The 23,429-nt window shown below is 72.9% G+C and carries 22 protein-coding genes; 1 reads left to right on the plus strand and 21 read right to left on the minus strand.

The genetic code is table 11. The features are described 5' to 3' along the window. Positions 1-48 precede the first annotated feature (48 nt). The 11 genes from npdG to ACN260_RS16605 form a co-directional block, all read right to left on the minus strand. Positions 49-711 (minus strand): NADPH-dependent F420 reductase, encoded by a 663-nt coding sequence (gene npdG, locus ACN260_RS16555; RefSeq protein WP_422751962.1) that lies wholly within the window; start codon positions 709-711, stop codon positions 49-51. Positions 712-961: 250 nt separating this feature from the next. Further along, positions 962-1,297 (minus strand): VOC family protein, encoded by a 336-nt coding sequence (locus tag ACN260_RS16560; RefSeq protein WP_422751963.1) that lies wholly within the window; start codon positions 1,295-1,297, stop codon positions 962-964. Beyond that, positions 1,294-2,277 (minus strand): LLM class flavin-dependent oxidoreductase, encoded by a 984-nt coding sequence (locus ACN260_RS16565; RefSeq protein ID WP_422751964.1) that lies wholly within the window; start codon positions 2,275-2,277, stop codon positions 1,294-1,296. The genes ACN260_RS16560 and ACN260_RS16565 overlap by 4 nt, the downstream gene beginning before the upstream one ends. Positions 2,278-2,285: 8 nt before the next feature. Continuing rightward, positions 2,286-3,257 (minus strand): enoyl-CoA hydratase/isomerase family protein, encoded by a 972-nt coding sequence (locus ACN260_RS16570; RefSeq protein ID WP_422751965.1) that lies wholly within the window; start codon positions 3,255-3,257, stop codon positions 2,286-2,288. Between the two features lie 15 nt (positions 3,258-3,272). After that, the gene (locus tag ACN260_RS16575) at positions 3,273-4,253 is read right to left on the minus strand and encodes an LLM class flavin-dependent oxidoreductase (RefSeq protein ID WP_422751966.1); all 981 of its coding nucleotides are present in this window, start codon (positions 4,251-4,253) and stop codon (positions 3,273-3,275) included. A gap of 11 nt (positions 4,254-4,264) precedes the next feature. Continuing rightward, positions 4,265-5,845, minus strand: coding sequence for a class I adenylate-forming enzyme family protein (locus tag ACN260_RS16580; RefSeq protein WP_422751967.1), 1,581 nt, complete (start codon positions 5,843-5,845; stop codon positions 4,265-4,267). Continuing rightward, a complete protein-coding gene (locus ACN260_RS16585; protein WP_422751968.1) occupies positions 5,842-6,849 on the minus strand; it encodes an LLM class flavin-dependent oxidoreductase in 1,008 nt (335 codons plus the stop codon). Before ACN260_RS16585 ends, ACN260_RS16580 begins: the two co-directional genes overlap by 4 nt. After that, on the minus strand, positions 6,846-7,937 hold the full coding sequence (locus ACN260_RS16590) for an LLM class flavin-dependent oxidoreductase (protein WP_422751969.1): 1,092 nt from the start codon (positions 7,935-7,937) through the stop codon (positions 6,846-6,848). The genes ACN260_RS16585 and ACN260_RS16590 overlap by 4 nt, the downstream gene beginning before the upstream one ends. A gap of 73 nt (positions 7,938-8,010) precedes the next feature. Next, positions 8,011-9,039 (minus strand): acyl-CoA dehydrogenase family protein, encoded by a 1,029-nt coding sequence (locus ACN260_RS16595; RefSeq protein ID WP_422751970.1) that lies wholly within the window; start codon positions 9,037-9,039, stop codon positions 8,011-8,013. A gap of 13 nt (positions 9,040-9,052) precedes the next feature. Beyond that, positions 9,053-10,204 (minus strand): acyl-CoA dehydrogenase family protein, encoded by a 1,152-nt coding sequence (locus tag ACN260_RS16600; protein WP_422751971.1) that lies wholly within the window; start codon positions 10,202-10,204, stop codon positions 9,053-9,055. A gap of 33 nt (positions 10,205-10,237) precedes the next feature. After that, positions 10,238-11,785, minus strand: coding sequence for an AMP-binding protein (locus ACN260_RS16605; RefSeq protein WP_422751972.1), 1,548 nt, complete (start codon positions 11,783-11,785; stop codon positions 10,238-10,240). 68 nt (positions 11,786-11,853) lie between these two features. Between ACN260_RS16605 and ACN260_RS16610 the strand changes: the two genes are divergently transcribed. Continuing rightward, positions 11,854-12,837, plus strand: coding sequence for an MBL fold metallo-hydrolase (locus tag ACN260_RS16610; protein WP_422751973.1), 984 nt, complete (start codon positions 11,854-11,856; stop codon positions 12,835-12,837). Positions 12,838-12,865: 28 nt separating this feature from the next. Here the strand turns inward: ACN260_RS16610 and ACN260_RS16615 are convergent, their stop codons facing one another. Genes ACN260_RS16615 through ACN260_RS16660 form a run of 10 tightly spaced genes read right to left on the minus strand, consistent with a single transcriptional unit; the run spans position 12,866 to position 23,429 of the window. Next, positions 12,866-14,419, minus strand: coding sequence for a class I adenylate-forming enzyme family protein (locus ACN260_RS16615; protein ID WP_422751974.1), 1,554 nt, complete (start codon positions 14,417-14,419; stop codon positions 12,866-12,868). Beyond that, positions 14,416-15,933, minus strand: a complete 1,518-nt coding sequence (locus tag ACN260_RS16620) for a class I adenylate-forming enzyme family protein (protein ID WP_422751975.1) — start codon at positions 15,931-15,933, stop codon at positions 14,416-14,418. The genes ACN260_RS16615 and ACN260_RS16620 overlap by 4 nt, the downstream gene beginning before the upstream one ends. Beyond that, a complete protein-coding gene (locus ACN260_RS16625; RefSeq protein ID WP_422751976.1) occupies positions 15,933-16,427 on the minus strand; it encodes a VOC family protein in 495 nt (164 codons plus the stop codon). The genes ACN260_RS16620 and ACN260_RS16625 overlap by 1 nt, the downstream gene beginning before the upstream one ends. 34 nt (positions 16,428-16,461) lie before the next feature. After that, positions 16,462-17,382, minus strand: a complete 921-nt coding sequence (locus tag ACN260_RS16630; RefSeq protein ID WP_422751977.1) for an SDR family NAD(P)-dependent oxidoreductase — start codon at positions 17,380-17,382, stop codon at positions 16,462-16,464. Continuing rightward, positions 17,379-18,563 carry an acetyl-CoA acetyltransferase gene (locus ACN260_RS16635; RefSeq protein WP_422751978.1) on the minus strand — a complete coding sequence of 395 codons (1,185 nt, stop codon included), beginning with the start codon at positions 18,561-18,563 and terminating at the stop codon, positions 17,379-17,381. Before ACN260_RS16635 ends, ACN260_RS16630 begins: the two co-directional genes overlap by 4 nt. Next, on the minus strand, positions 18,553-19,965 hold the full coding sequence (locus tag ACN260_RS16640) for a zinc ribbon domain-containing protein (RefSeq protein ID WP_422751979.1): 1,413 nt from the start codon (positions 19,963-19,965) through the stop codon (positions 18,553-18,555). Before ACN260_RS16640 ends, ACN260_RS16635 begins: the two co-directional genes overlap by 11 nt. Positions 19,966-19,982: 17 nt before the next feature. Further along, complete coding sequence (locus tag ACN260_RS16645; protein WP_422751980.1) at positions 19,983-20,774, minus strand: ABC transporter ATP-binding protein; 792 nt, start codon at positions 20,772-20,774, stop codon at positions 19,983-19,985. Then, positions 20,771-21,661 carry an ABC transporter permease gene (locus ACN260_RS16650; RefSeq protein ID WP_422751981.1) on the minus strand — a complete coding sequence of 297 codons (891 nt, stop codon included), beginning with the start codon at positions 21,659-21,661 and terminating at the stop codon, positions 20,771-20,773. The genes ACN260_RS16645 and ACN260_RS16650 overlap by 4 nt, the downstream gene beginning before the upstream one ends. Positions 21,662-21,663: 2 nt before the next feature. After that, complete coding sequence (locus tag ACN260_RS16655; protein WP_421481613.1) at positions 21,664-22,587, minus strand: ABC transporter permease; 924 nt, start codon at positions 22,585-22,587, stop codon at positions 21,664-21,666. After that, complete coding sequence (locus ACN260_RS16660) at positions 22,584-23,429, minus strand: ABC transporter ATP-binding protein (RefSeq protein WP_421481612.1); 846 nt, start codon at positions 23,427-23,429, stop codon at positions 22,584-22,586. The genes ACN260_RS16655 and ACN260_RS16660 overlap by 4 nt, the downstream gene beginning before the upstream one ends.

Raw genomic sequence — 23,429 nt, forward strand, 5'->3', positions numbered from 1 at the left:
GTGCTCCTCGTGCCGGGGTGGGGTCGGACCTCTCCTGCCGGGGCGGGGTCAGACGTCGGTGACGCGCAGGCCGGCGTGGGCCCGGTAGCGCCGGTTGACCGAGATCAGGTTGGCGGTGAACGCCTCGACCTGGTGGGCGTTGCGCAGCCGGCCGCCGTAGACGCCCCGTACGCCGGGGATGGCGGCGGCGAGTTCCCGGATGAGGTCGGTGGCCTCGCGGTCGTCGCCGAGCACCAGCACGTCGGTGTCCACCCGGTCGAGGTCCGGGTCCTCCAGGTGTACGGCCGAGACGTGGTGGAACGCGGCGACGACCCGCGACCCGGTGAGGATCGCGGCGGCCTGCTGGGCGGCGGAGCCCTCCGCGACGGGCAGGGCGTAGGCACCCTGCTTGTCGAAGCCCAGCGGGTTCACGCAATCCACGACGATCTTCCCGGCCAGTGCCGGGGCGAGCGTGGTGAGCAGCTCGGCGTGCCCGTCCCAGGGCACCGCGACCACCACGATGTCTGCCTGCGCGGCGGCATCGGCGTTCGACCCGCCCCGGACCCGGCCGGGCAGCGCGGCGGCCGTCCGGGCGGCCCGCCCGGCGTCCCGCGACCCGAGTACGACGTCCAGCCCGGCCGCCCCGAACCGCCGGGCCAGTCCCCGTCCCTGCGGCCCCGTCCCGCCGAGCACCCCGACGGTACGGCCCCGCAGCTCGTCACTCACACTCACGTGGATCTCCTTTTCTTCTCCCACCGCCCGCCCCGTGCGGTCCCGATCTCCGTCCCCGCCGGCCCTCCCGTCCCCTGCCCTCCCGCCCCCTGCTCCGCCGGCCCGCCTGCTCCGGTGATCAAGAGGTTTGCGTCAGTTGATCAAGAGGTTCGCGTCATCGTGGAGATCACTCCTGACGCTTTTCTCTTGATCACCGGGGCAGGAGGGCGGGGGTGGGTGGGACGGAGGGTGGGAGGGGGGTGGGGGTGGGTCAGGGGTGGGGTTGGTAGAGGGTCAGGGGGTTGCCGGTGGGGTCGGTGACCAGGGCCCGGCGTTCGTGGGGGCCGGTGATCGGGGTGGCGACGGTGGCACCTGCGGCGGCCAGCTGGGCGAGGCAGGCGTCGAGGTCGTCGACCTGGATGCTGAGCACGGTGCGGCCGGCGACGGGTTGCTGGCCGGCGTCGGCCAGGCCGAGGGTCACCGTGCCGTCGGTGACGGCGGCGTACCGGTCGCCGTCGCGGAAACGCACCTTCAACCCGAGGGAGGTGTAGAAGGCGAGCTGGGCGTCCAGGTCGTCGGCGGGGACGATCACGTGACCGATCCTCATGGCCGGAACCTCGGCATCACCTCGCGGGCGAACCGCTCGACGATCTCCATGGACCGTTCGATCGGCAGGCCGAGCCACTGGGCGCGGAAGACGAAGTGGTTGTAGCCGGCATCGGCGAAATCCTGGATCTTGGCGGTGATGTCGTCGGGCGAGCCGAAGAACAACGCCTTCTCCTTGATCGCGTCCCACTGGGACTCGAAGAAGTCCATGCCGTACTGGACGTACTCGCCGTAGGAGCGTTTCACCTGTTCACCGGCGACGGCGAAGGCGGCCTCGGCGGAGTCGGCCACGCACAGGTCCCGGTGGATCGGGAAGACCGCGTCGGACTCGTCGAAACCGGCGGCCCGCCGCTGCTCGCGGTAGTCGGCCAGGTTGCCGACGGCCCAGTTGCGGCGCACGTTGGACGGGGCCAGCCAGGGCAGCCCCTGCCGGGCGATCCGGGCGATCCCGGTCGGGCCGTTGGCGCCCACCCAGACCGGCGGGTGCGGACGCTGCACCGGCAGTACGCTGCACCGCACCCCGTCCAGGGTGAAGTGCTTCCCCTCGTGGTGCACCGGCTCCCCGGTCCACAGCTGCTGCATCACCGAAAGCGCCTCGTTCATCCGGGACACCCGGGTGCGCCGTTCGATGCCGAACGCGGCGAACTCGACGTCGCGGTAGCCCGAGCCGATGCCGAGGACGAACCGGCCGCCGGACATCTGGTCGATGGTGGCGATCTCCTCGGCCCAGTGCACCGGGTGACCCAGCGGCAGGATGAGGATGCCGGTGCCGAGCTGCATCGTCCCGGAGTGGTCGACGAGCCGGCTGAGCAGCGGCAGCGGCTGCGGGGTGCGCAGCGACGACAGGTAGTGGTGGATGCCGAAGACCGAGTCGTAGCCCAGGTCCCGGACGTGCTGGACGTACTCGACGGTCTCCCCGATGCGCCGGCCCAGGTCGTCCTCGGGGGCGTACTGGTGGTCGAGCAGGATGCCGAACTTCACGCCGTCGCCTACTCTTCCCGCGACCGGCTGTCGCTGAGCCGGAAGTACGGGGCGACCAGCCGGTCCCGGTCGGCCAGTGCCTGCGCGATGCCCTTCTCCCGTCGTTCCTTGAGGAAGTTCCAGTCCCCCTCGGCGAAGCTGACGTTGGTGGCCCAGCCGTGCCCGACCCAGCCGGTCATCGCCCCGAGGCCCTTGCCCCGCGCCTCCATCACCACCTGCATCATCGACTTGCCCATCATCAGCGAGTCCAGCGGCATCACCGCGATCGCGTCGGCGTAGTCGTCGACCCACCTCTGGAGTTCGTCGCGCGGGACGACCTTGGTGACCAGGCCCTTGCGTTCACCCTCCTCGGCACCGATCGCCCGCATGGTGAGCATGACGTCCTTCATCGTGGTCAGGCCGACCTTCTCGATCCAGTGGTACATGTCCTGCGGCGCGGGCCCCAGGTAGCGGAACGCCGGGTGGGTGAACCGGGCGTCCGGGGAGGCGATGACGATGTCGGCCGACAGTGCGATCTGGAAGTGCCCGCCGTAGCAGTAGCCCTGCACCTGGCAGATGGTCGCCTTGAGCGACTCGATGATCGGCCGGGTGAAGCCGGAACTGAGCACGTTACGGTCGGGCAGGATGCGCTGGCGCTGCGCCGGGCGACGCCGGGACGCCTTGTCGGTGCCGGTCCGGTAGCCGATGTAGTGACCGAGTTCGGCGGCGTCGGCACCGGTGCCGAAGTGCTCCCCCTCCCCGGTGAACACGATGACCTTGACCCGGTCGTCGGTCTCCGCCTCACGGACCAGGTCACCCACCCGTTCGAAGGCGGCCACCGGGATGGCGTTGAGCCGCTCCGGACGGTCGAAGGTGATGGTGGCGACGGCCCGGTCCTCGTCGACGTGGTAGCGGACGTACTTCGCGAGGACCTCGGGGTCGACCTCCATGTTCTCGACGTCCCACTGGTTCTCCAGCAGTTCGGCTTCGGTCTTCTTCACGGCGTATTCCTTAGGTCAGGTGGTGGTACGGAAGGCGGGGATCACTTCGGTGGCGAACAGCCGCAGCGAGGCACGCAGCTTCTCGGTCGGCATGCCCAGCCACCCGGGCCGGAAGATGAGATGGTCGAACCCCAGGTCCCGCAGGGCGGAGATCCGCTCCACGAGGAACTCGGGCGAGCCCAGCAGCAGCGTGTTGCGGACCAGCTCGTCGAACCGGTCCCGCTGCCAGCGCAGCGCCGGGTACTCAGCGTACGTCGAGTACTCGCGCCGGGCGTGCGGCAACGCCTCCGCGACGGCCTGTTCGGTGCTCGGCGCGCAGTACAGCTCGACGCCGACGGGCCGTGCCACCGTCGCCGGGTCCCGCCCGTACTCGGCCAGCGCCTCGTTGTAGACGGCCAGGTGTTCGGGCAGGAACCGGCGGCTCGGGGAGTTGCCCGGCGCGTACCAGGCGTCGCCGAGCCGGGCCGCCCGGCGGACGGCCTTCTTCCCGCCGGCGCCGATCCAGATCGGCGGGCCGCCCGGGGTCAGTGGCGGGATGCCGATGGTGGCGTCGACCTGCGGGTAGTACTCGCCGTCGTGGGTGACCGGCGCGCCGCTCCACAGCGCCCGGATCAGCCGCAGGCTCTCGTCGAAGCGGCGGAACCGGGTCTCCGGGTCGACGCCGAAGGCGGCGAACTCGTTCTCCCGGTAGCCCGCCCCGACGCCGAGGATCACCCGCCCGCCGGAGAGGTGGTCCAGGGTGGCGAACTCCTCGGCGACGTGCACCGGGTGGAACATCGGCAGCAGCAGGATGCCGGTGCCGAGCAGCATGTCCCCCGAACGCGGGATGAGGCTCGCCAGCATCGAGATGGGCTGCGGGGTGGCCAGGTTGGACTGGAAGTGGTTGATCGTCCACACCGAGTCGTAGCCCAGTTCGGCGGCCAGCTCGACGGTGCCGAACAGGTCGTCGAGGTGCCTGCGGAGGTCGTCGCCGGGCGGGTACTGGTGCGACGCCATGATGCCGAACCTCATCGGCTGCCCCCATCTGTCGATCGGCTGGTCCCGCCCGCCTGCGGCACGGGAGCCGCTGCGCGGCTGATCTTGCCGGTGGCGCTGCGTTCCAGCGCGGGCACGAACTCGATCCGCCGGGGGGCCTTGAAGTGGGCCAACCGCTCCCGGGCGTGCGCGACGAGCCGGGCGGCCAGGTCGGTGTCGTCGACCGTGTCGTCGGCGGCCCGGACCACCAGCGCCACCGGGATCTCGCCCAGCCGGTCGTCCGGCCGGCCGAGCACCCGGACGTCGCGCACGAGCGGGTGCCCACGCAGTTCGTCCTCGATCTCCTCGGGCCAGACCTGGAAACCGCCGCACTTGATCATGTCCCGCTTGCGGCCGACCAGGAAGAGCACCCCGTCGGAGTCGACGTAGCCCATGTCGCCGGTGTGCACCCAGCCGTCGCGGACCAGCTCGGCCGAGGCGGCGGCGTCGTCGACGTACCCCCGGGTCAGCGCGGAGCGGACCACCACCTCGCCCTGGGCGCCGGTCGGCAGCGCGGCCCCGGCGTCGTCGCGGATCTCCAGCTCGACGCCGGGGTACACCCGGCCGGCCGAGCCGGGCTTCCACCGGCCGGCCTTCATGTCCCGGCCGGTCCAGCCGGCGATGTGCCCGGCCTCGGTCGAGCCGTAGTTGACCAGGATGGGCACCCGGTAGCGCTCCTCGAAGGCGCGCCGCACCGGCCAGGAGATCGCCTGCCCGGCCACCAGCACCGACCTGACCCCGGCGAACGGCAGGTCCCGCTCGGCGTGCACGATGTCGAAGACCATGGTGGGCAGCAGGAACAGGTTGTCGAACCCGAACCGGGGCATCAGGTCGGCGAGCCGGTCGACGCCGAAGCGTTCCCAGACCACCGCCGGCCGCCCCACGAAGTACGCGAACAGCAGCGCGTGCTGGCCGCCGCTGTGGAACAGCGGCAGCGCGATCAGGTTGGGGCGGGCGTCGCGGGTGGCGCTGCCCTCGGCCTCGGTGCCGGTGGTGACCCGGGCGAGCCGCATCAGCGACTCCCGCGTCCCGCCGTGGGTGACGCTGACCGCCTTGGGCCGTCCGGTGGTGCCGCCGGTGAACAGGATGCACGCCTCGGCCTGCGGCCCCACGTCGACGCCGGTGACCCGGGTCTCCCGCCGCCACGGCAGTTCGGGCACGCCGGTCAACGCCGCCGTGACCGAGCGGACCGGGACCCGGCTGGCGTCGGCGGCGAGGAAGGTGGCGACCACGTCGGGCCGGCGGTCGTCGACCAGCAGCAGCCGGGGCGCGGTCTTCGCCACCGACTCGGCCAGCTCGGCGGCGTTGTAGAGGCTGCTGACGGTGACCGGCACCGCGCCGATCTTCCAGGCCCCGAAGAGCAGGAAGACGATCTCGGGGCCGTTGGTCAGGTAGCAGGCGACCCGGTCGCCGGGGCCGACGCCCTCGGCGCGCAGCGCGGCGGCGACGCCCCCGGCGAGCAGGTCGATCTGGTCGAAGGTCCACGACCGGCCGTCCTCGCCGTACAGGCCGGGCAGGTCGCCCCGGTCGGCACAGCGGCGCTCCAGGACGCCGACCAGGTTGCCGGCGCTCACCGGGCCACCTCCGGCGCGGTCGCCGGGGCGGCGACCCGGGGGATGACCTCCGCGCCGAAGCGGGCGAGCTGTTCCATCGCCTCGTCCTGGCTCGCGCCGACGAACTGGTGGCGCAGCGAGACCTCGGTGATGCCCAGCTGGGTCTCCCAGCGGCGCAGCTTGGCCACGATCTCGTCGGCCGAGCCGACCAGGCAGTCCTCGGCCAGGTACCGGTCGAGGTCGAGGGACTGCGCGTCGTCCCAGGACTTGTAGCCGGCGTACTGGCGTTGCAGGTGCGGGCGGACGGCCGCGACCGCCGCCGGGTAGCTGTCGCCGAGGTACGCCTCACGGCTCATCGGGTACTCCCGGTCCAGGGAGAAGCCGCGTTCGCCCAGGTCGGCCCGGTAGATCCCGAGCAGCCGGGCCAGTTCGGCGTCGTTGCCCTTGGGGCCGATCAGCCACGGGGCGTCGAGGCGGGCGGCGCGGCGGACGGCGGGTTCGGCGAACGCGCCGATCCACAGCGGCGGGCCGCCGGGCTGGGCCGGGCGCAGCGCCAGCGACGCGCCGGGGACCTCGCCCCAGCTTCCGGCGGCGTCGATCGTCTCGCCGTTCCACAGAGCGCGCAGGATCGGTACGTACTCCCGCAGCCGGCGCAGCCGGTCCTCCCAGGCGACGCCGAACGCGGTGGTCTCACGCTTGCGGTAGCCGGCGCCGATGCCGACGGTCAGCCGGCCGCCGCACAGCACGTCGAGCGAGGCCAGGTCCTCGGCGAGGGCGACCGGGTTCAGCAGCGGGGCGAGCAGCACGCCGAACCCGATGCGGACCCGGGAGGTGGCGTGGGCGAGGTAACCGGCGAGCGGGACGGGTTGGACGAACGCCGACCGGGCCAGGTAGTGGTGGCCGAGGTAGACGGCGTGGAAGCCGGCCGCCTCGGCGGCGGCCGCCTGGGCCAGCACGCCGTCGATGCCCTCGGCGGCGGACGCCGACGGATCGAACTGGGCACTCAGGAAGCAGCTGATCTTCACCCGAGGACCGCCTCGGCGGTGGGCACCCGCTCGGCGGCGCGGTCCTGGGCCCGGAAGTGCGGGATGACCTTGTCGGCGAACTCCTCCATGGAGCGCAGCGCGGCGGCGCGGTCCAGGGACGGGATCCGCAGCCAGCCGATGTAGTGGTTGATGCCGAGCTGGTCGCGCAGCATCTCGATGGTCTCGATGACCCGCTGCGCCGAGCCGAAGTTCCCGCCGTGGGTCAGCGTCTGCTCCAGGGTGAGCAGCTCGATGTTCTTGGCGACCGCCGCGTAGTAGGCGCGCTCCTGGGCGATGGCGTCCTCCGAGCCGGGGATGACCTTGCCGACGGACTTGTAGTAGTTCATCGCCGCCTGGGCCGCCGCACGCAGGCCCTCGTCGCCGTCGCCGCACCAGACCTGCTGCATGAACGGCAGGTCGTAGGTGGACAGGTCGAAGCCGTTGTCCCGCATGCTCTGCCGGTAGAGGTCGAAGTTCTTCTGCATGATGCCCAACGGCGTGAAGTTCGGTGAGGTGATGATCGACTCGCCGAGCGCGCCGCGTTGCCGGAAGCTCTCCGGGGAGACCGTGCCCTGCAGGATGGGCGGCCCGCCCAGGGTGAACGGCCGGGGGTAGGTGGTGACGTTGTCGTAGTGGAAGATCTCGCCGTGGTAGGAGAAGTTCTCCTGTGACAGCGCCAGCCGCAGGATCTCCAGGGTCTCCTGGTAGCGCTGCTTGGACTCCGCCAGCGGTACGCCGAAGCCGGTGAACTCGGCCGGCTGGTAGCCCCGGCCGACGCCGATGGAGACCCGGCCGCCGCTGAGCACGTCGAGGGCGGCGATGTCCTCGGCGAGGCGCAGCGGGTGGTGCAGCGGGAGGACCAGGACGGCGGTGCCGATGGTGATCCGGCGGGTCCGCTCGGCGACGGCCATGCCGAAGTTCAGTGGGCTGCCGAGGATGCCGTACTTCGAGAAGTGGTGCTCGGCGAGCCAGACCGAGTCGAAGCCCAGTTCGTCGGCCAGCTGGATCTCCTCGAGGGTTTCTCGGAGCACCTGATGGTCCGATGCGCCGTCGGCCACCGGGAACAGGTTCATGATTCCGAACTTCACGGCCTTCTCCTCATTTATTCCGACCAGCCGGTATGTTACTGCTCCGGGTCGGTGCCCGGCAAGACTTCGCAGGTCAGCCCCGCGCGGCCCGACGTGCCCGGATACGCAACTCCCCGGCCCGCCGCCGGTGCCACGACCCCCGCCCGCAGCGGGCGTCGAGCACGAACGCACGGCGCAGGAACAGGTGCGGGTCCGCCTCCATCGTGATGCCCATCCCCCCGTGCACCTGGATGCACCGCTCGGCGGCGAACACCGCCGCCTGCCCCGCCGCCGCCTTCGCCGCGTGCACCTGGACTCCCGCGTCCGGGCGTCCGGTGTCGACCGCCCACGCCGCGTACAGGGTCAGGTCCCACGCCGCCTTGCGCGCCGTGGCCGCCTCGGCCAGCGGGAACGCGACCCCCTGGAACGACCCGATCACCCGGCCGAACTGGCGACGGGTGCGGGCCTGCTCGGCGGCCAGGTCGATCGCCCCCTGCGCCACCCCGCACAACTCGGCCGCCACCACCAGCGCCGCCCGCAGCGGCCCGGTGCCGGCCGGGCGGGGCCGCTCGGGCGCGGCCACCGTCACGTCCGCCAGCGGCACCGACGGGTCCAGCGACTGCCGCTCGGTGATCCGGACCGGGTCGGCGAACCAGACCCCGGCCGGGCCGAGCGCGACCACGCCGTCGACCTGTGCCGCGTACGGCACCAGGGTGCGCACCAGCGGGTCCACCGGTACCCGGTCGGCCCAGCCGGAACTGCCCGGCACGTCGACCGCCGCGGTGAGCACCCGGCGACCGTCGAGCACCTCCTCGGGCAGCGGCCCCCGCTGCCCGTCGCCGCAGAGCAGCTGCACGGCCGCCGCGTGCGCCGGGAACCGGCTGGGCAGCAACCGCCCGCCGAGCGCCTCGACGGCGACCAGCAGGTCGATCAGGCCCGACCCGATGCCACCGGCCGGCTCGGGAACCCCGAGCAGCCCGAAGTCACGCAGCAGTGGTCCGTCCCCCGCCGGGGCCCGCCAGCCGCCCGACCACGCCGCGCGGGCCGCGCCCCGGTCGGCGTCCGCGAGCGCCCCCACGGTACGGCCGATGTCCTGCTGTTCCTGGGTGAATGTCGCGCGCACCGGACCACCTCGCTCAGCGGGAGCGGGGCAGGCGCAGGACCCGCTCCGCGAGAATCGACTTCTGGACTTCCTCCGTGCCGCCCTCGATGGTGTGGGCGCGGGCGCGTAGATAGCGACGCATCCGGGCGGCGGCGCCGTCGCCGTCGACCAGCACCCCGCCGGCCTCGTCGAGCTGCACGGCGAGCCGGTTGGCGTTCTGCACCACCCGGGCCCACAGGCTCTTGAGCGCCGAGGTCTCCGGCCCCGGCACCCCGCCGGCCCGGCTCTCGCCGAGCATCCGCATCGACCCGATCCGGACCGCCTCGGCGTCGCACTGCAACGCGCCCACCGCGTCGACGAAGGCGCTGTCGTCGGCGACGCCCCGCTCGACGGCGACGTCGATGAGCCGGTCGACCGCCTGCCGGGCCCAGACCCACAGGTTGAGCGCCATGCTGCCGCGCTCGAACGCGAGCGTGGTGAGCGCGACGGTCCAGCCGTTGCCGACCCCGCCGAGCACGTCGTCGTCGGCGACGAACACGTCGTCGAGGAACATCTCGTTGAACTCGGTGTCCCCGTTGATCATCACCAGCGACCGGACGGTGAACCCGTCCATCGGGGCGAGGAAGTAGGTGATCCCCGCGTGCTTCGGCGCGGCGGCGTCGGTGCGGGCCAGCAGCAGGCAGCGCGAGGCGTTGTGCGCATTCGACGTCCAGATCTTGGCCCCGTTGATCCGCCAGCCCCCGTCGACCCGGGTCGCCGCCGTGGTCAGGCTCGCCAGGTCCGACCCGGAGCCGGGCTCGCTGAAGCCCTGGCACCAGTACTCGTCGCCGCGCAGGATGCCGGGCAGGTGCCGGGCCTGCTGGGCGTCGGTGCCGTGCGCGATGATCGTCGGCCCGGCCAGCATCATGCCCACCCCGTTGAGCGGGTACGGCGCGCCGCGTACCGCGGCCTCCTCGTTGAAGACGGCCTGGGCCAGCGCGTCCATCCCCCGGCCGCCGTGCGCCGCCGGCCAGGACAGTCCGGCCCAGTTGCCGGCGCAGAGCCGGTCCTGCCACACCCGGGACCAGTGCTCCCGCTCGTCCTGGGTCAGCTCCTCCTGGTCGGGCACGTCGGCCAGCGCCCCGTCGAGCCACCTGCCGACCTCGTGCCGGAACGCCAGGTCGGTGTCGCTGTCAGCGAAGTCCATGCCCACCCCCCTGTGGGTCGTCGGTGTCGCCGGTCACGCGCCGGCCTCCCCGGCGGGTACGAGCCGGGCCTTGTAGAGCTTGCCGTTCGGGTCGCGGGGCAGCGCGTCGCGCACGACGTAGGACTGCGGGCGCTTCGGCTTGGCCAGCCGCTCGGTGAGGTACCGGCGCAGCTGCGCGACGGCCGTTTCCGGGTCCGGCGCGATGTCGGTGAGCACCACGTGCGCCTGGGGCACCTCGCCGAACTCCGGTTCGGGCACCCCGACGACCGCGGCGTCGGCGACCCAGTCGTGGCCGATCAGCGCCGCCTCGATCTCGGCCGGGTAGACGTTCACCCCGCCGACCAGGATCAGCTCGGCCGCGCGGCCGGTGATGTAGAGGAACCCGTCGGCGTCGACGTGGCCGACGTCCCAGACGGTCATCAGGCCGTCGCGGCGCGCGCCGTCGGTCTTGCCGGGGTCGTTGTGGTATTCGACCCGGTCGTCACCCTGACGCATGTAGACGATGCCGGTGTGCCCGACCGGCACCTCGTTGCCCAGCTCGTCGAGGATCTTCAGGGTGGAGATCGAGGCCGGGCGGCCGACCGTGCCGGGGTGGGCGAGCCACTCGTGCGGGCGGGCGACGGTGGTGCCGACCTCGGTCGAGCCGTAGTACTCGTAGACCACCGGGCCGAACCAGTCGAGGATGCGCTGCTTGACCTCGCGCGGGCAGGGTGCCGCGCCGTGCAGCACGTAGCGCAGCGAGGACAGGTCGTAGCGGTCACGGACCGCCTCGGGCAGTTGCAGCAGCCGGTAGAAGTGGGTCGGCACCATGCTGGTGCCGGTGACCCGGCGCTCCTGGACCCGGTGCAGGAAGCCCTCCGGCGTCCAGCCGTCCATCAGCACCATCGTGCCGCCGGCGTGCAGCGCGCCCATCGCCGGGGTGATGTTGGCCGAGTGGTACATCGGGGCCGAGACCAGCCAGGACGCGAACGCCTCCCGCTCCATCCCGAACTCACGGAACAGCCAGACGTAGGTCAGCGCGCCGGTGTCGGCGTCGACGCCGCTGAGCGGGCGCTTGACCCCCTTGGGCCGGCCGGTGGTGCCGGAGGTGTACATCATCAGCGAGCCGGCCGGGGTGTCCGCCGGGCTGGTGGCGGGCATGTCGGCGGTGAGCGCCGACAGCGGTCGGGCCCGGTCGGTGCGGGGCGTGCCGTCGACGAAGACCTGGATGCCGGGTACCGCCGCGGCGGCGTCCAGCACGACGTCCTCGACCCGTTCGGAGCCCACCACCACCCGGGCGTCGCTGTCGGCGAGGATGTAGCCGACCTCGGGCGCGGTCAGGTGGTAGTTGAGGGTGACCAGGTAGAGCCCGGACTGCATGGCCGCGAGATAGAGCGCGACCAGGCCGGGGCTGTTGGTCATCACCGCCGCGACGGTGTCGCCGGGCCGCAGGCCCGCGTGCGTACGCAGCCCGTGCGAGATCCGGTTCACCTCGGCGAACAGGTCACCGTAGGAGATCCGCCGGTCGTCGGCGGTCACGATCGCGCACAGCTCCGGTTCCGCGGCTGCCCACAGCCGGAACCCGGTCCGCTCCTGGCTCATCGGACTCCTTGAGCTAGATTCCGACCATCCGGTATGTTGGTGTCCCACAGTAAGGGAGCCTCCCGACGATGTCCATACCCGTGAGCGACGCCCACGCCGCCAGTTGGCGGGCCCGTCAGGTGCCGGTCCCCACGCAGGTCGTCGACGGTGTCTGGGCGATCCCGGTCCCCCTGCACGGCAGCGCCCTGCGGTCCATCACCGTCTTCCTGATCACCACCGACCACGGCCCGGTCCTCGTCGACGCCGGCTACGACCACCCGAGCTGCTGGACGTCGTTCCAACAGTCGGTGGCGTCCATCGGGCAGCGGGTCGACACCATCGCGGCGGTCCTGCTCACCCACAACCACCCCGACCACGTCGGCTTCGCCGACCGGGTACGCGCCGCCTCCGGCGCGCGGGTGGTGCTGGGCGCGCCCGACGACTTCGCCACCATGCACCGCCGACGCGGCACCTTCCTCCAGCAGGTACGCACCGCACTCGAGCTGACCGGCGCTCCGCCCGACGTCGTCACCGCCATGTACGCCGACGCGGTCGCCGTCGCCGTGCACCGGGAGGACCTGCGGCTCGACGTGGCCGTGGAGCACGACACCGAGTTCCGCTTCGGCGACGTGACCGTCCGCGCCCTGCCCGCGCCCGGGCACACCTACGGCCACACCGTCTACGTCGACACCCGGGGGCTGGTCTTCACCGGTGACACGATGATGGCCGAGGGGCCCACCCAGCTCGCCATCGTCAGCCGCCCCGACGACGACCCGGCCGCCGACCTGTTCGGCACGCTGGCCCGCATCGGCGACCTCGGGGCCGCCATCGCCTGCCCCGCCCACCAGTTCCCCTACCGGGACGTCGCCGCCCGCGCGCAGTCGCTCGCCGCGTTCCACCGCGACGAGGTCGAGACGGTCCGGGGGCTGGCCCGCGACGGCGACACCGCGTGGGACGTCGCCCGGCGGATGCCCTGGAAGAAGCCGTGGGACGAGCTGGGCCGGGGCACCCGACGGTTCGCCCTGGTGCACACTCTCGCCCTGCTCCGGCACGCCGCCGCCACCGGCCGGTGAGGCCGGGGTGGTCCCGCCCGGCGTGGGCTCAGTCGCGCCGGGCGTCGTCGTACGTCCAGTCCGGGCGTAGGGTGGCGCGCAACTCGCGCAGGGTCCGCTTGAGCACCTTGCCCGACGGGTTGGTGGGGAACTCCGGCACCAGGTAGACCTCCTTCGGCACCTTGAACCGGCCCAGCCGCTGCCGGGCGTGCGCGATCAGCGCCTCGGGCGTCAACCCGGGTCGGGCGACCACGAACGCGGCCGGCACCTCCTGCCACGTCGGGTGCGGGGCGGCCACCACCGACGCGGCCAGCACCAGCGGATGGTCGGCCAGCACGTTCTCGATCTCGGCGCTGGACATGTTCTCGCCGCCGCTGCGGATCATGTCCTTGAGCCGGTCGCGGATGTAGAGGTAGCCGTCGGCGTCGAAACAGCCGATGTCGCCGGTGTGGAACCAGCCGTCCCGGAACGCGGCGGCGGTCGCCGCCGGGTCGTCGAGGTAGCCGGGGCTCACCTTCGGCCCGCGTGCGACCACCTCGCCGTGCGCGCCGACCGGCACGTCGGCACCGTCGGGGTCGACCACCCGGACCTGGACCCACGGCACCGGCAGCCCCACCGACCCCTGCTTGGACTCCTGGTGGGCGGCGTCGAGGTAGGTCAGCCCGCTGCACGTCTCGGTGAGGCCGTACCCCTCGATCAGCCGGGCGTTCGGGAACAGCCCCCGGGCCACCCCGAACAGCGCCGAGGTGACCTGCGAGAAGATCAGCCAGCGGACCGACGACAGGTCGGCGTCGGCGGCGGTGGGCTCGCGGCGGACCATGTCCAGCATGGTCGCCGCGACCACCATGCCGGTGATCCGTTCCGTCTCGATCGCCCGCAGCACGGCCGCCGGCACGAACCGGCGGTGCAGCACCATGGCGCCCCCGACGTGCCAGATGCCGAAGCCGGGCAGGTCGGTGCCGCCGACGTGGTAGAGCGGCGCGACGTTGAGGATCCGGTCGGTCGGCCGCAGGCCCAGCTCGACGATCTGGGCGTGCATGTTCCGGTTCACGTTGCCGTGGGTGAGCAGCACCCCCTTGGGCAGGCTGGTGGTGCCGGAGGTGTACACGATCCGTTGCAGGGCCGCGTCGTCGAGATCGGCGTCGGCGACCCGCGCCCCCCGGTGCGCCGCGACCAGCGCCCGCACGTCGGTCCAGCCGTCGCCGACCGGCTCCAGCGCGAATCGGCGTACCTGTGGCAGGTCGGCCAGGGCGGCGGTGGTGAGCGCGGCGAACTCCGGCACGGTGGCGACCGCCCCGACCCGCGCGTGCGTCAGCAACCGGGCCAGCTCCCCCGCCGTCAACCGGTAGTTCAGCGGGACGACGACCGCGCCGAGTTTCGCCAGCGCCAGGCAGAGCAGCAGGAACTCGGGGACGTTGTCCGCGACGACCGCCACCCGGGTGTCCCGGCGTATCCCCTCGGCGGTCAGGCCGGCGGCCAGCGCGTTGACGTCGTCGTCGAGCTGCCGGTGGGTCCACCGGCGCGACTCGAAGACCAGCGCGTCGGCGTCGGCGAACCGGCGGGCGTTGCCGGCCAGCATCGCGGCGAGGTTCGCGGTGCTCACCCCGCCGCCCCGCGCAGCGCCTTCTTCAGCACCTTGCCGGAGTCGTTGCGCGGCAACGACGTCACCAGCTGCACGTACCGGGGAACCTTGAAGCGGGCCAGTTCGGCCCGGCAGTGCGCGCGCAGGTCCTCGGCGGTGCCGGTCGCGCCGTCGCGGAGGATGACGAACGCCTTCGGCACCTCGTCCCACTGCGGGTCCGGCACGCCGATCACGGCGACCTCGGCGACGTCGGGGTGCTGGGCCAGCACCCGCTCGATCTCGGCGCTGGCGATGTTCTCCCCACCGGACTTGATCAGGTCGGCCCGGCGGTCGACGAACCACAGGTAGCCGTCGGCGTCGATGCGACCCACGTCGCCGGTGCGGAACCAGCCGTCGCGCCGGCTGCGCCGGTTGGCCTCGTCGTCGTTCCAGTAGCCGGGTGACACCTTCTCCCCCCGGACGACGATCTCCCCCTCGACGTCCGGACCGACCGGCCGGAAGTGCTCGTCGACGATGCGGATCTGCACCCCGGGGAACGGCGCGCCGAGCGCGCCGAGCTTGCTCTGCTCGTGGGCGGCGTCGAGGTAGCACACGCCGTTGCACAGCTCGGTCATGCCGAACGTGTCGATCAGGCGGACGTGCGGCAGCCGCCGCTTCACCTCCTGCCGCACGCTCGGCGCGACCCCGGCGAACAGCAGGTAGCGCAGCGCTCCGAGATCCGGCGGGTCGTCCAGGTCGAGCAGGCCGAACAGGATCTGGGCGGCCAGCACCATGCCGGTGATCCGCTCCTGCGCGGCGATCCGGGCGATGTCGGCCGGCTTGAACGTCGGGGTGAGCACCATCGTCGCGCCGGCCACGAACGTCGCCAGGCCCGGCGCCTCCAGCCCGCTGACGTGGAACAGCGGCGCGGAGACGAGGATGCGGTCGGCGGCGGTCAACTCCAGTTCGAGGACCTGCGCGAAGTGGTTCGCGGTGAGGTTCCCGCAGGTGTGCACCACCCCCTTGGGGCGGGCCGTGGTGCCCGAGGTGTAGAGCAGCCGGTGCACGTCGGCGGGGCCCTTGTCGGCGTCGGCGACCCGTACCCCCGGCGGCTGCCCGGCGAGCAGGTCGGCCAGCCGGCGGGCGTCGCCGACGACCGTGTCGCCGTTGGCGACCAGCGTGCGCAGCCCGGTCGTGGCCGCCAGCCGGGCGACGTCGGCGGCGAAGTCGTCGTCATAGAGCAGGCCGGTGACGCCGGCCTGGTCGATGACGTACGCCTGCTCGTTGGTGTGCAGCCGCCAGTTCAGCGGCACCGAGACCGCGCCGAGCCGGCTCAGCGCCAGCAGCTCGACGACGTAGGTGGCGGTGTTGCGCCCGAGCAACCCGACCAGGTCGCCGTCGCCGATGCCGGCGTCGCGCAGGGCCGCGGCGTGCCGGTCCACGTCGGCGTCCAGTTCCGCGTACGTCCAGCGGTCCGCCCCGTCGACCAGGGCCTCGGCGTCAGCGCGGCGCAGGGCCTGCCGGCGCAGCGTCTCGGTGAAGTTGCTGCCGCCCATCAGTCGCCGCTCCCCCGCCGCCGGGCCAGGATCTCCTCCCGGGACGGCAACGACACGAACTCCAGCAGGTTACCGTCGAGGTCCCGGGCGGCGAACGCGGTGATGTACCCGTAGTTGTCCAGCAGCACCCGGTTCGGCGCGGACAGGCACTGCGCGCCCAGCTCGGTCAGCCGCCGGTGCAGGTCGTCCAACTCGTCGCGCGGCACCTCGAAGCTGAGCAGGAAGGTGCCCAGCTCCAGGTGGCCGGCGGTGGCGGTGCGGGTCTTCACGCCGTTCCACTCGATGAGTTCGAGCTGGCCGACCCGGCTGGGGCCCTGGAGGTACTGGACCCGGCCGGTGGTGCCGGCGGGCAACCCCAGCGACACCTCGATCCCCGGCCCACCGACCTCGGTACGCAGCGTCCGGCGGTAGCCCAGGGCGCGCTCGTAGAAGTCCGCGGCGCGGTCGACGTCCGAGACGGTCATCGCCACGTGGTGCACTTCGCTGACCGGCATGATGCCTGCCTTCCTGTGGAGTGTCGCGGCGGAATCAGGCCGACGGGCCGGACGGCCCGCCGAGGACCCGCTGGATGAGGGTGACCTCGTCCGCGCCGCTGTCCGGCACGATGAAGTCGTCGAGCCGGCAGATCTCGTCCACCGCGCCGAGGATGTCGTCGGGCGAGGCCGGCGCGGTCCCGCCGTACCAGCCGGGGGTGACGCCCAGGAAGATCCGCCCGACCCGGCCGCCGCCGACGGTGAGGATGTGCCGGTTGAGCTGGCACTGCTCGGAGGCGAGGAACGTCGCCACCGCCGCCACGTGCTGCGGGTCGAAGCGGTCGGTCAGCTCGCCGAGCAGGTTCTCGGTCATCCGGGTCGCCGCCGTCGGCGCGATCGCGTTCACCAGGATGCCCCGGCGGGCCCCCTCCAGGGCGAGCACGTTCATCAGCCCGATCAGGCCGGCCTTGGCCGCGCCGTAGTTGGCCTGGCCGAAGTTGCCGAACAGGCCGGACGACGAGCTGGTCAGCACGATCCGGCCGTAGCCCTGGGCGACCAGGTGCGGCCAGGCGGGCCGCAGCACGTGGAATGCCCCGGCCAGGTGCACGTCGAGCACCGCGCGGACGTCCTCGTCGGACATCTTGGCCAGCGTCCGGTCCCGCAGGATGCCGGCGTTGTGGATGACCGCGTCGAGCCGGCCGTACGTGTCGATCGCCCGGCCGACCAGGTCCGCGCCCCCGGCGGCGGTGGCCACCGAGTCGGTGGAGGCGACGGCGGTGCCGCCGGCCGCGCGGATCTCGGCGACGACCTGCCCGGCCGCGCCGGAGGAACCGGAGCCGTCGACCGTCCCGCCGAGGTCGTTGACGACCACCGACGCACCGCGTGCGGCGAGGGTCAGCGCGTGCGCCCGGCCGATACCGTTGCCGGCGCCGGTGACGACGACGACCCGGCCGTCGAGGGTGACCCGGGCGCTCATCGCTCGTTCCCCAGGACCGCCACGAACGCGACGCAGGAACCGGGCTGCCCGCCGAGGTTCTGGGCCACCGCCAGCCGGGCGTCGGGCACCTGCCGGGGTCCGGCCTCCCCGCGCAGCTGGGTGAAGCACTCGAACATCATCCGCAGCCCGGTCGCGCCGATCGGATGGCCGAACGACTTGAGCCCACCGTCGGTGTTGACCGGCAACGCCCCGTCGAGGTCGTAGCGGCCGTCGAGGATGTCCCGCCACGCCTTGCCGCGGGCGGAGAAACCCAGGTCCTCCATCAGCACCACCTCCGTCGGGGTGAAACAGTCGTGCACCTCGGCCAGCGAGATCTGCGAGGCCGGGTCGGTCACGCCGGCCTGCTCGTACGCCTCGCGGGCGGCGGTGACCACCTCGGGAAAGGTGGTGAAGTCGTAGCCGTCGGCGGCCAGCCCGGCCCCGGAGCCGGCGACGAAGCTCATCCCGCGCAGGTAGACCGGTCTGTCGGTGTACCGGTGGGCGTCCTCGGCGCGGACCAGGATCGCCGCCGCTGCGCCGTCGGAGACACCTGAGCAGTCCATGACACCGAGCTGCCCGGCGATACGCGGGGACCGCTCCACCGTCTCGGCGGTGACCGCCCGACGGAACTGGGCGCGGTCGTTGCGGGCCCCGTTGGCGTGGTTCTTCACCGCGACTCGGGTCATCGCGGCGCGCATCTCCCGCTCGTCGATCCCGTACGCCGCCTGGTAGGCGGGGGCGAGCAGGGAGAACCCGGCCGGCGCGGTCCAGTCGACGTCGGTGCCGTCGGCGGGTGGGAAGACCGCCGACAGCCCGGAGTACGAGGAGTCCTTGAGCTTCTCCACCCCGGTCGCCATGACCATGTCGTACGCGCCGGAGGCGACGGCGAAGGCGGCGTTGCGGAACGCCTCCGAGCCGGTGGCGCAGTAGTTCTCCACCCGGGTCACCGGCTTGCCGGTCAGCCGCAGCGGGCGGGCGAGGGTCTGCCCGGACATGCCCGAGCCCTGGGTGCCGACCCAGAACGCGTCGACGTCGTCGAGGGTGACGTCGGGCAGCGACCCGACGCACTCCTGCACGGCGTCGACGAGCAGGTCGTCGGCGGAGGAGTTCCAGTGGTCCCGGAACGGGGTGCAGCCCATCGCGACGATCGCGACGTCGTGGGTGGTGCGCCTACTGGCCATCGGCGGTGTCCTTCCCTGGCGCGGCGTCCGCGGGTGCCGGGCGGAGCTTCCAGAAGTAGTTGTGGATCGAGTCGGTGGTCCAGAGCCGGCGGAACACCGGGGTCATCGCCATCCCCACCGCCACCTCACCGGGTGCCACGTCGGTGACGTACGCGTTGAGCCGGCCGCCGCCGTCGACGTCGGCGACGACGATCGCGACCTCCGTTTCCAGCATGGTGGTCAGGTGGTCGCGGGTCACCGAGACCACCCGCGCGGTGCGGTCGCGCAGCGACACCGGGGCCGCGCCGGCCCCGGCGGTGCCGCAGGAGGCGCAGACCCGGCCGGGGGGTGTGGTGACCCGGCCGCAGGCGGCGCACCGGCTGCCCTCCAGCCGGTACTTCCAGCCGGCCCGGCGGTGCATGGGCGGGGCGGCCGGGGCGGGGGCGGCCGGTCGGGCCGGACCCTGCACGTCGAGCAGGCCCCGCCAACGCAGGTAGCGGCCGTAGCCGAGGCGCTGTCGGGCGGCGAGCTGGGCGCGGACCGACGGCCCGCCCCGGGCGGCGCGGACGCCGTCGCCGACCCGCAGCACGAACGCGTCGGCACCCTCGGTGGCCGACAGCAGCAGGACGGTCTGCCCGGGTTCGGCCTCGTCGAGGGCTGCGGCGAGCAGCAGGCCGGGGTGGGCGACGCCGGTGAAGCCGGTGGCCCGTTCGACGGTCGCGTCCCCTCCGGTGCCGCCGAGCGCCTTGCGCAGCGCCGCCGCCGCACGGGGGTTCGACGACGACACGACGACCTCGTCGACGGTGTCGAGGGACGCCAGCGCCAAGGCCCGGCGGGCGGTGTCGAGGCCGGTGGCGACGAGGATCTCGGCGGTGAACCGTTCGTCCCAGACCCGGTCGTGCCGTTCCCCGGGCAGCCGCCAGCGGTCGAGCACCTCGCTGGTGTGGCCGGCGCGGGCGAGGAGCACGGCGGCCCGCCCACCGCCGACGAATGCCGCGGCGGCGTCGCCCTGGGCCAGCTCGTCGGGGGCCCCGGGCCGGGTGGTGCGCACGTCGGCCAGGGCCGCGGTGGCCACGCCCCGCAGGACCAGGTCGAGGGCGGACGCGCCGGACCGGTGGCCGCGCAGGTCGAGGGCGGTGACCCCGGGGTCGAGGCCGAGCGCCTCGTGGACCACCCCGGCGGAGGTCTTCGTCTCGTACGGTGCGCTGGTGGTGGCCAGCAGCAGGTGCCGTCCGGCCGGGGTGTCGGCGGCGACGTGCCGCAGCGCCTCGACGGCCATGGTGACGGCGTCCTCGTCGTAGCCGGCGACGCTCCGGGTGGGGCCGCCGGTACGGGCCGGCGCGGTCGGGTCGAGCCGGTTGTCGTCGAGCACGTACGCCGGGAGGTGGACCGCGTAGGCGTCGATGCCTGGTTGTTCGGGCATGGGTCGCGGGTTCTCCTTCAGCTCCACGAGGGGATGGCGGCGAGCAGGCGTCGGGTGTACTCCTGCTGCGGTCGGTCCAGCACGGTCAGGGCGTCGCCCTGTTCCACGACCCGCCCGCCGCTCATCACCGCGATCCGGTCGCACAGGTCGCTGGCGAGCATCAGGTCATGGGTGACGAAGAGCAGGCCGATGCCGAGTTCGTCGACGAGGGTGCGGAACAGGTCGACGACCTTGGTCTGGGTGGTGACGTCCAGGGCGGTGGTGCACTCGTCGGCGATCACCAGCGCGGGGCGGGTGACGACGGCGAGGCCGATGGCGACCCGTTGCCGCAGGCCGCCGGAGAGCTGGTGCGGGTAGCTGGCCAGCACCCGGCCGGGGTCGTCGATGCGCATCTGGGCCAGCACCTCCACCGAGCGGCGTTCCACCTCGGCGCGGCTGATGTCCCGCACGTGCCGGCGGAGCACCTCGGCGAGCTGGGTGCGGACCTTCAGCAGCGGGTTCAGCGACCGGGACGCGTCCTGGAAGACCATGCCGACGGCGCTGCCCCGGACCCGCGCGGTGCGGTCGACGCCGGGGGCCACCACCTGCTCGTCGCCGACGGTGACGGTGCCCCGGTCGACCCGGACGTTGCGGTCGAGCAGCCCGACGACGGCGCGGGCGAGGGTGGTCTTGCCGCTGCCGGACTCGCCGACGACGCCGACGATCTGGCCCCGACGGATCTCCAGGTCGACGTCGTCGAGCAGGGTCAGTTCACCGTCGGCCAGCCGGGCGGTGATGGACAGCCCGGAGAGTTTCAGCAGTACGCTCATCGCCGCCTCTTCCGTGGGTCGTGGTGGGTGAGCAGCGCGTCGCCGAGCAGGTTCACCAGCAGCACCAGCACGGTGATGGCGAGCCCGGGGAAGAACGCGATCCACCAGGCCTGGCTCAGTTCGTCCTGGCCGGAGGCGAGCATCGAGCCCCAGCTGTTCATCGGCGGCACCACGCCCAGGCCGAGGAAGCTCAGCGCGCTCTCCACCAGGATCGCGGTGCCGACCTGGAGGGTGCCGAGCGCGACGATGGTGCCGGCGAGGTTGGGCAGGATGTGCCGGAAGACGATCCGGGGTTCGGACGCGCCGGCGGCGCGCAGGCCGACGACGAACTGGCGTTCCCGGATGGCCAGGGTCGCCGCCCGGGTGACCCGGGCGCACACCGCCCAGCCGGTGAGCGCCAGCACCAGGAACAGCACCGGCAGGGAGCTGCCCCGGTTGGCGATGATGGCGAGGGCGACCAGGATGAACGGCAGCGCGAGCTGGGCGTCGATGAGGATCGAGATGACCCGGTCGACCCAGCCCCGGAAGTAGCCGGCGAGCAGGCCGAGCAGGGTGCCGGGGCCGATCGCGACGAGCGCGCCGACCAGGCCGATCACGATGGTGAGCCGGCCGGCGGAGACGAACTGGGTGAGCAGGTCCTGGCCGAGCTTGTCGGTGCCGAGGGGGTGCGCCCAGCTGCCGCCGGACAGGAACGCGGGTGGCCGGCGGGTCGCGTCGAGGTTCTGGCCGCCGTCGGGCAGCAGCCCGGTCAGCGGCAGCACGAACACCGCGACGGCGGCCACCGCCAGCGGCAGGGCCAGCCAGAACACCGACGTACGCGCCCGGCGGCCGGCCCGGCGCGGTGGCGACACCGGGGCGGTGACCGGGTCGAGTTCGAGTTGGCTCATGCTCACCGCACCCTCGGGTCGACGATCGAATGCAGGACGTCGACGAGCAGGTTCAGCACGACGAACACCAGCGCGCCGAACACCACGATCGCCTGCACCAGCGGGAAGTCGCGGAACTGGATGGCCTGCAACGCGAGCTGGCCGAGACCGGGCCAGGAGTAGACGTACTCGACGGCGACCGCGCCGGAGAGCAGGATGCCGGTCTGCAGCACGACGATGGTGAGGATCGGCATCATCGCGTTGGTGAAGGCGTGCCGCCACACCACCCGGCGGGTGCTGATGCCCCGGGCGCGGGCGGAGTCGATGTAGGGCTCGGCCAGCGCGTCGCTCATCGAGGCGCGGGTGAGCCGGGCGATGTGCGCCATCGGGTAGACCGACATGGTCAGCGCCGGCAGGATCAGGTGTCTCGGGCTGCCGGACTGGCCGGCGGGCAGCCAGCCGAGTTTGACGGCGAACAGCACCACCAGCATCATGCCGAACCAGAAGACCGGCACGGACTGGCCGAGCAGGGCGAGGGTGGAGGCCCCCCGGTCCCACCAGGTGCCCTCCCGGGTGGCCGCGAGCACCCCGAGCGGCACGCCGACCAGCAGGGCGAGGGCCATGCCCGCGCCGACCAGTTGCAGGGTGTACGGCAGCCGGTCGGCGATCATCGAGGTGTTCGACTGGTAGAACTGCAACGACTGGCCGAGGTCGCCGGTGAACACGCCCTTGAGGTAGTCGAGGTACTGCACGACGACGGGCAGGTCCAGGCCGAGCTGGTGGCGCAGCGCCTCGCGTTGCTCGGGCGGGGCCATCGGGCCGAGGATGGTGGCGGTCGGGTCGCCGGAGAGCCGGCCGAGCAGGAACGCCAGGCTGAGCGCGATGAGCAGCGAGGCGAACAGCGACGCGAGCCGGCCGCCGACGCGGCGTACGGTGCTGGCCTTCATCGGCGGGACCTCCAGCGCGCGCCGGGCATCGCGGCGAGCAGTTCGCGGGTGTAGTCGTTCTCGGGGGTGCCGAAGACCCGGTCGCAGGGTCCCGCCTCGACGACCCGGCCCCGGTACATCACGTGCACGACGTCGCAGAGCGAACGGACCACGGCCAGGTCGTGACTGATCATCAGCAGCGCCGCGCCGGTGGTGGCCCGGATCTGGCGCAGCAGGGCCAGCACGTCGGCCTGGACGGAGACGTCGAGGCCGGAGGTCGGTTCGTCGGCGACGATGAGGCGGGGACGCATCAGCAGCGCGCGGGCGATGCAGACCCGCTGCGCCTGGCCCCCGGAGAGCTGGTGGGGGTAGCGGTCGAGCAGGTCCGGGGCGAGCCGGACCCGGCCGAGCAGGTCGGCGTCGTCGATCCAGGAGGTCCGTTCGGGTTGCAGCGCCCGCAGTTCCCGCAACCCGGAGCGGACCGACTGGCGGGGGTCGAGCGAGCCGTGCGGGTCCTGGAAGACCACCTGCACCTCGGGGCGCAGCCGGCGCAGCTGGGTGCGGCTGACCGCCGCGAGCGAGTGGCCGAGCAGCCGGATGTCGCCCCGGCCGCGCGGGCCGAGCCCGGTGGCGGCCATCGCGAGGGTGGTCTTGCCGGAGCCGGACTCGCCGACGACGGCGACGCTCTCACCGGCCGCGATGCGCAGTGACACCTGGTCGACCGCGCGGAAGAGCGTGCCGGTGCCGCCGTCGCGGTGCTCGACGACGAGGTCGTCGACCTCCAGCACGGGGGTGTCCGACTCCGGGGTGCGGGGGTGCCGGGCGAGGTCGCCCGGCACCCCCGTCTCCGCTACCTCGGACAT

It is taken from the genome of Micromonospora sp. WMMD708, from assembly GCF_049315245.1.
GTDB classification, from domain to species: domain Bacteria; phylum Actinomycetota; class Actinomycetes; order Mycobacteriales; family Micromonosporaceae; genus Micromonospora; species Micromonospora wenchangensis.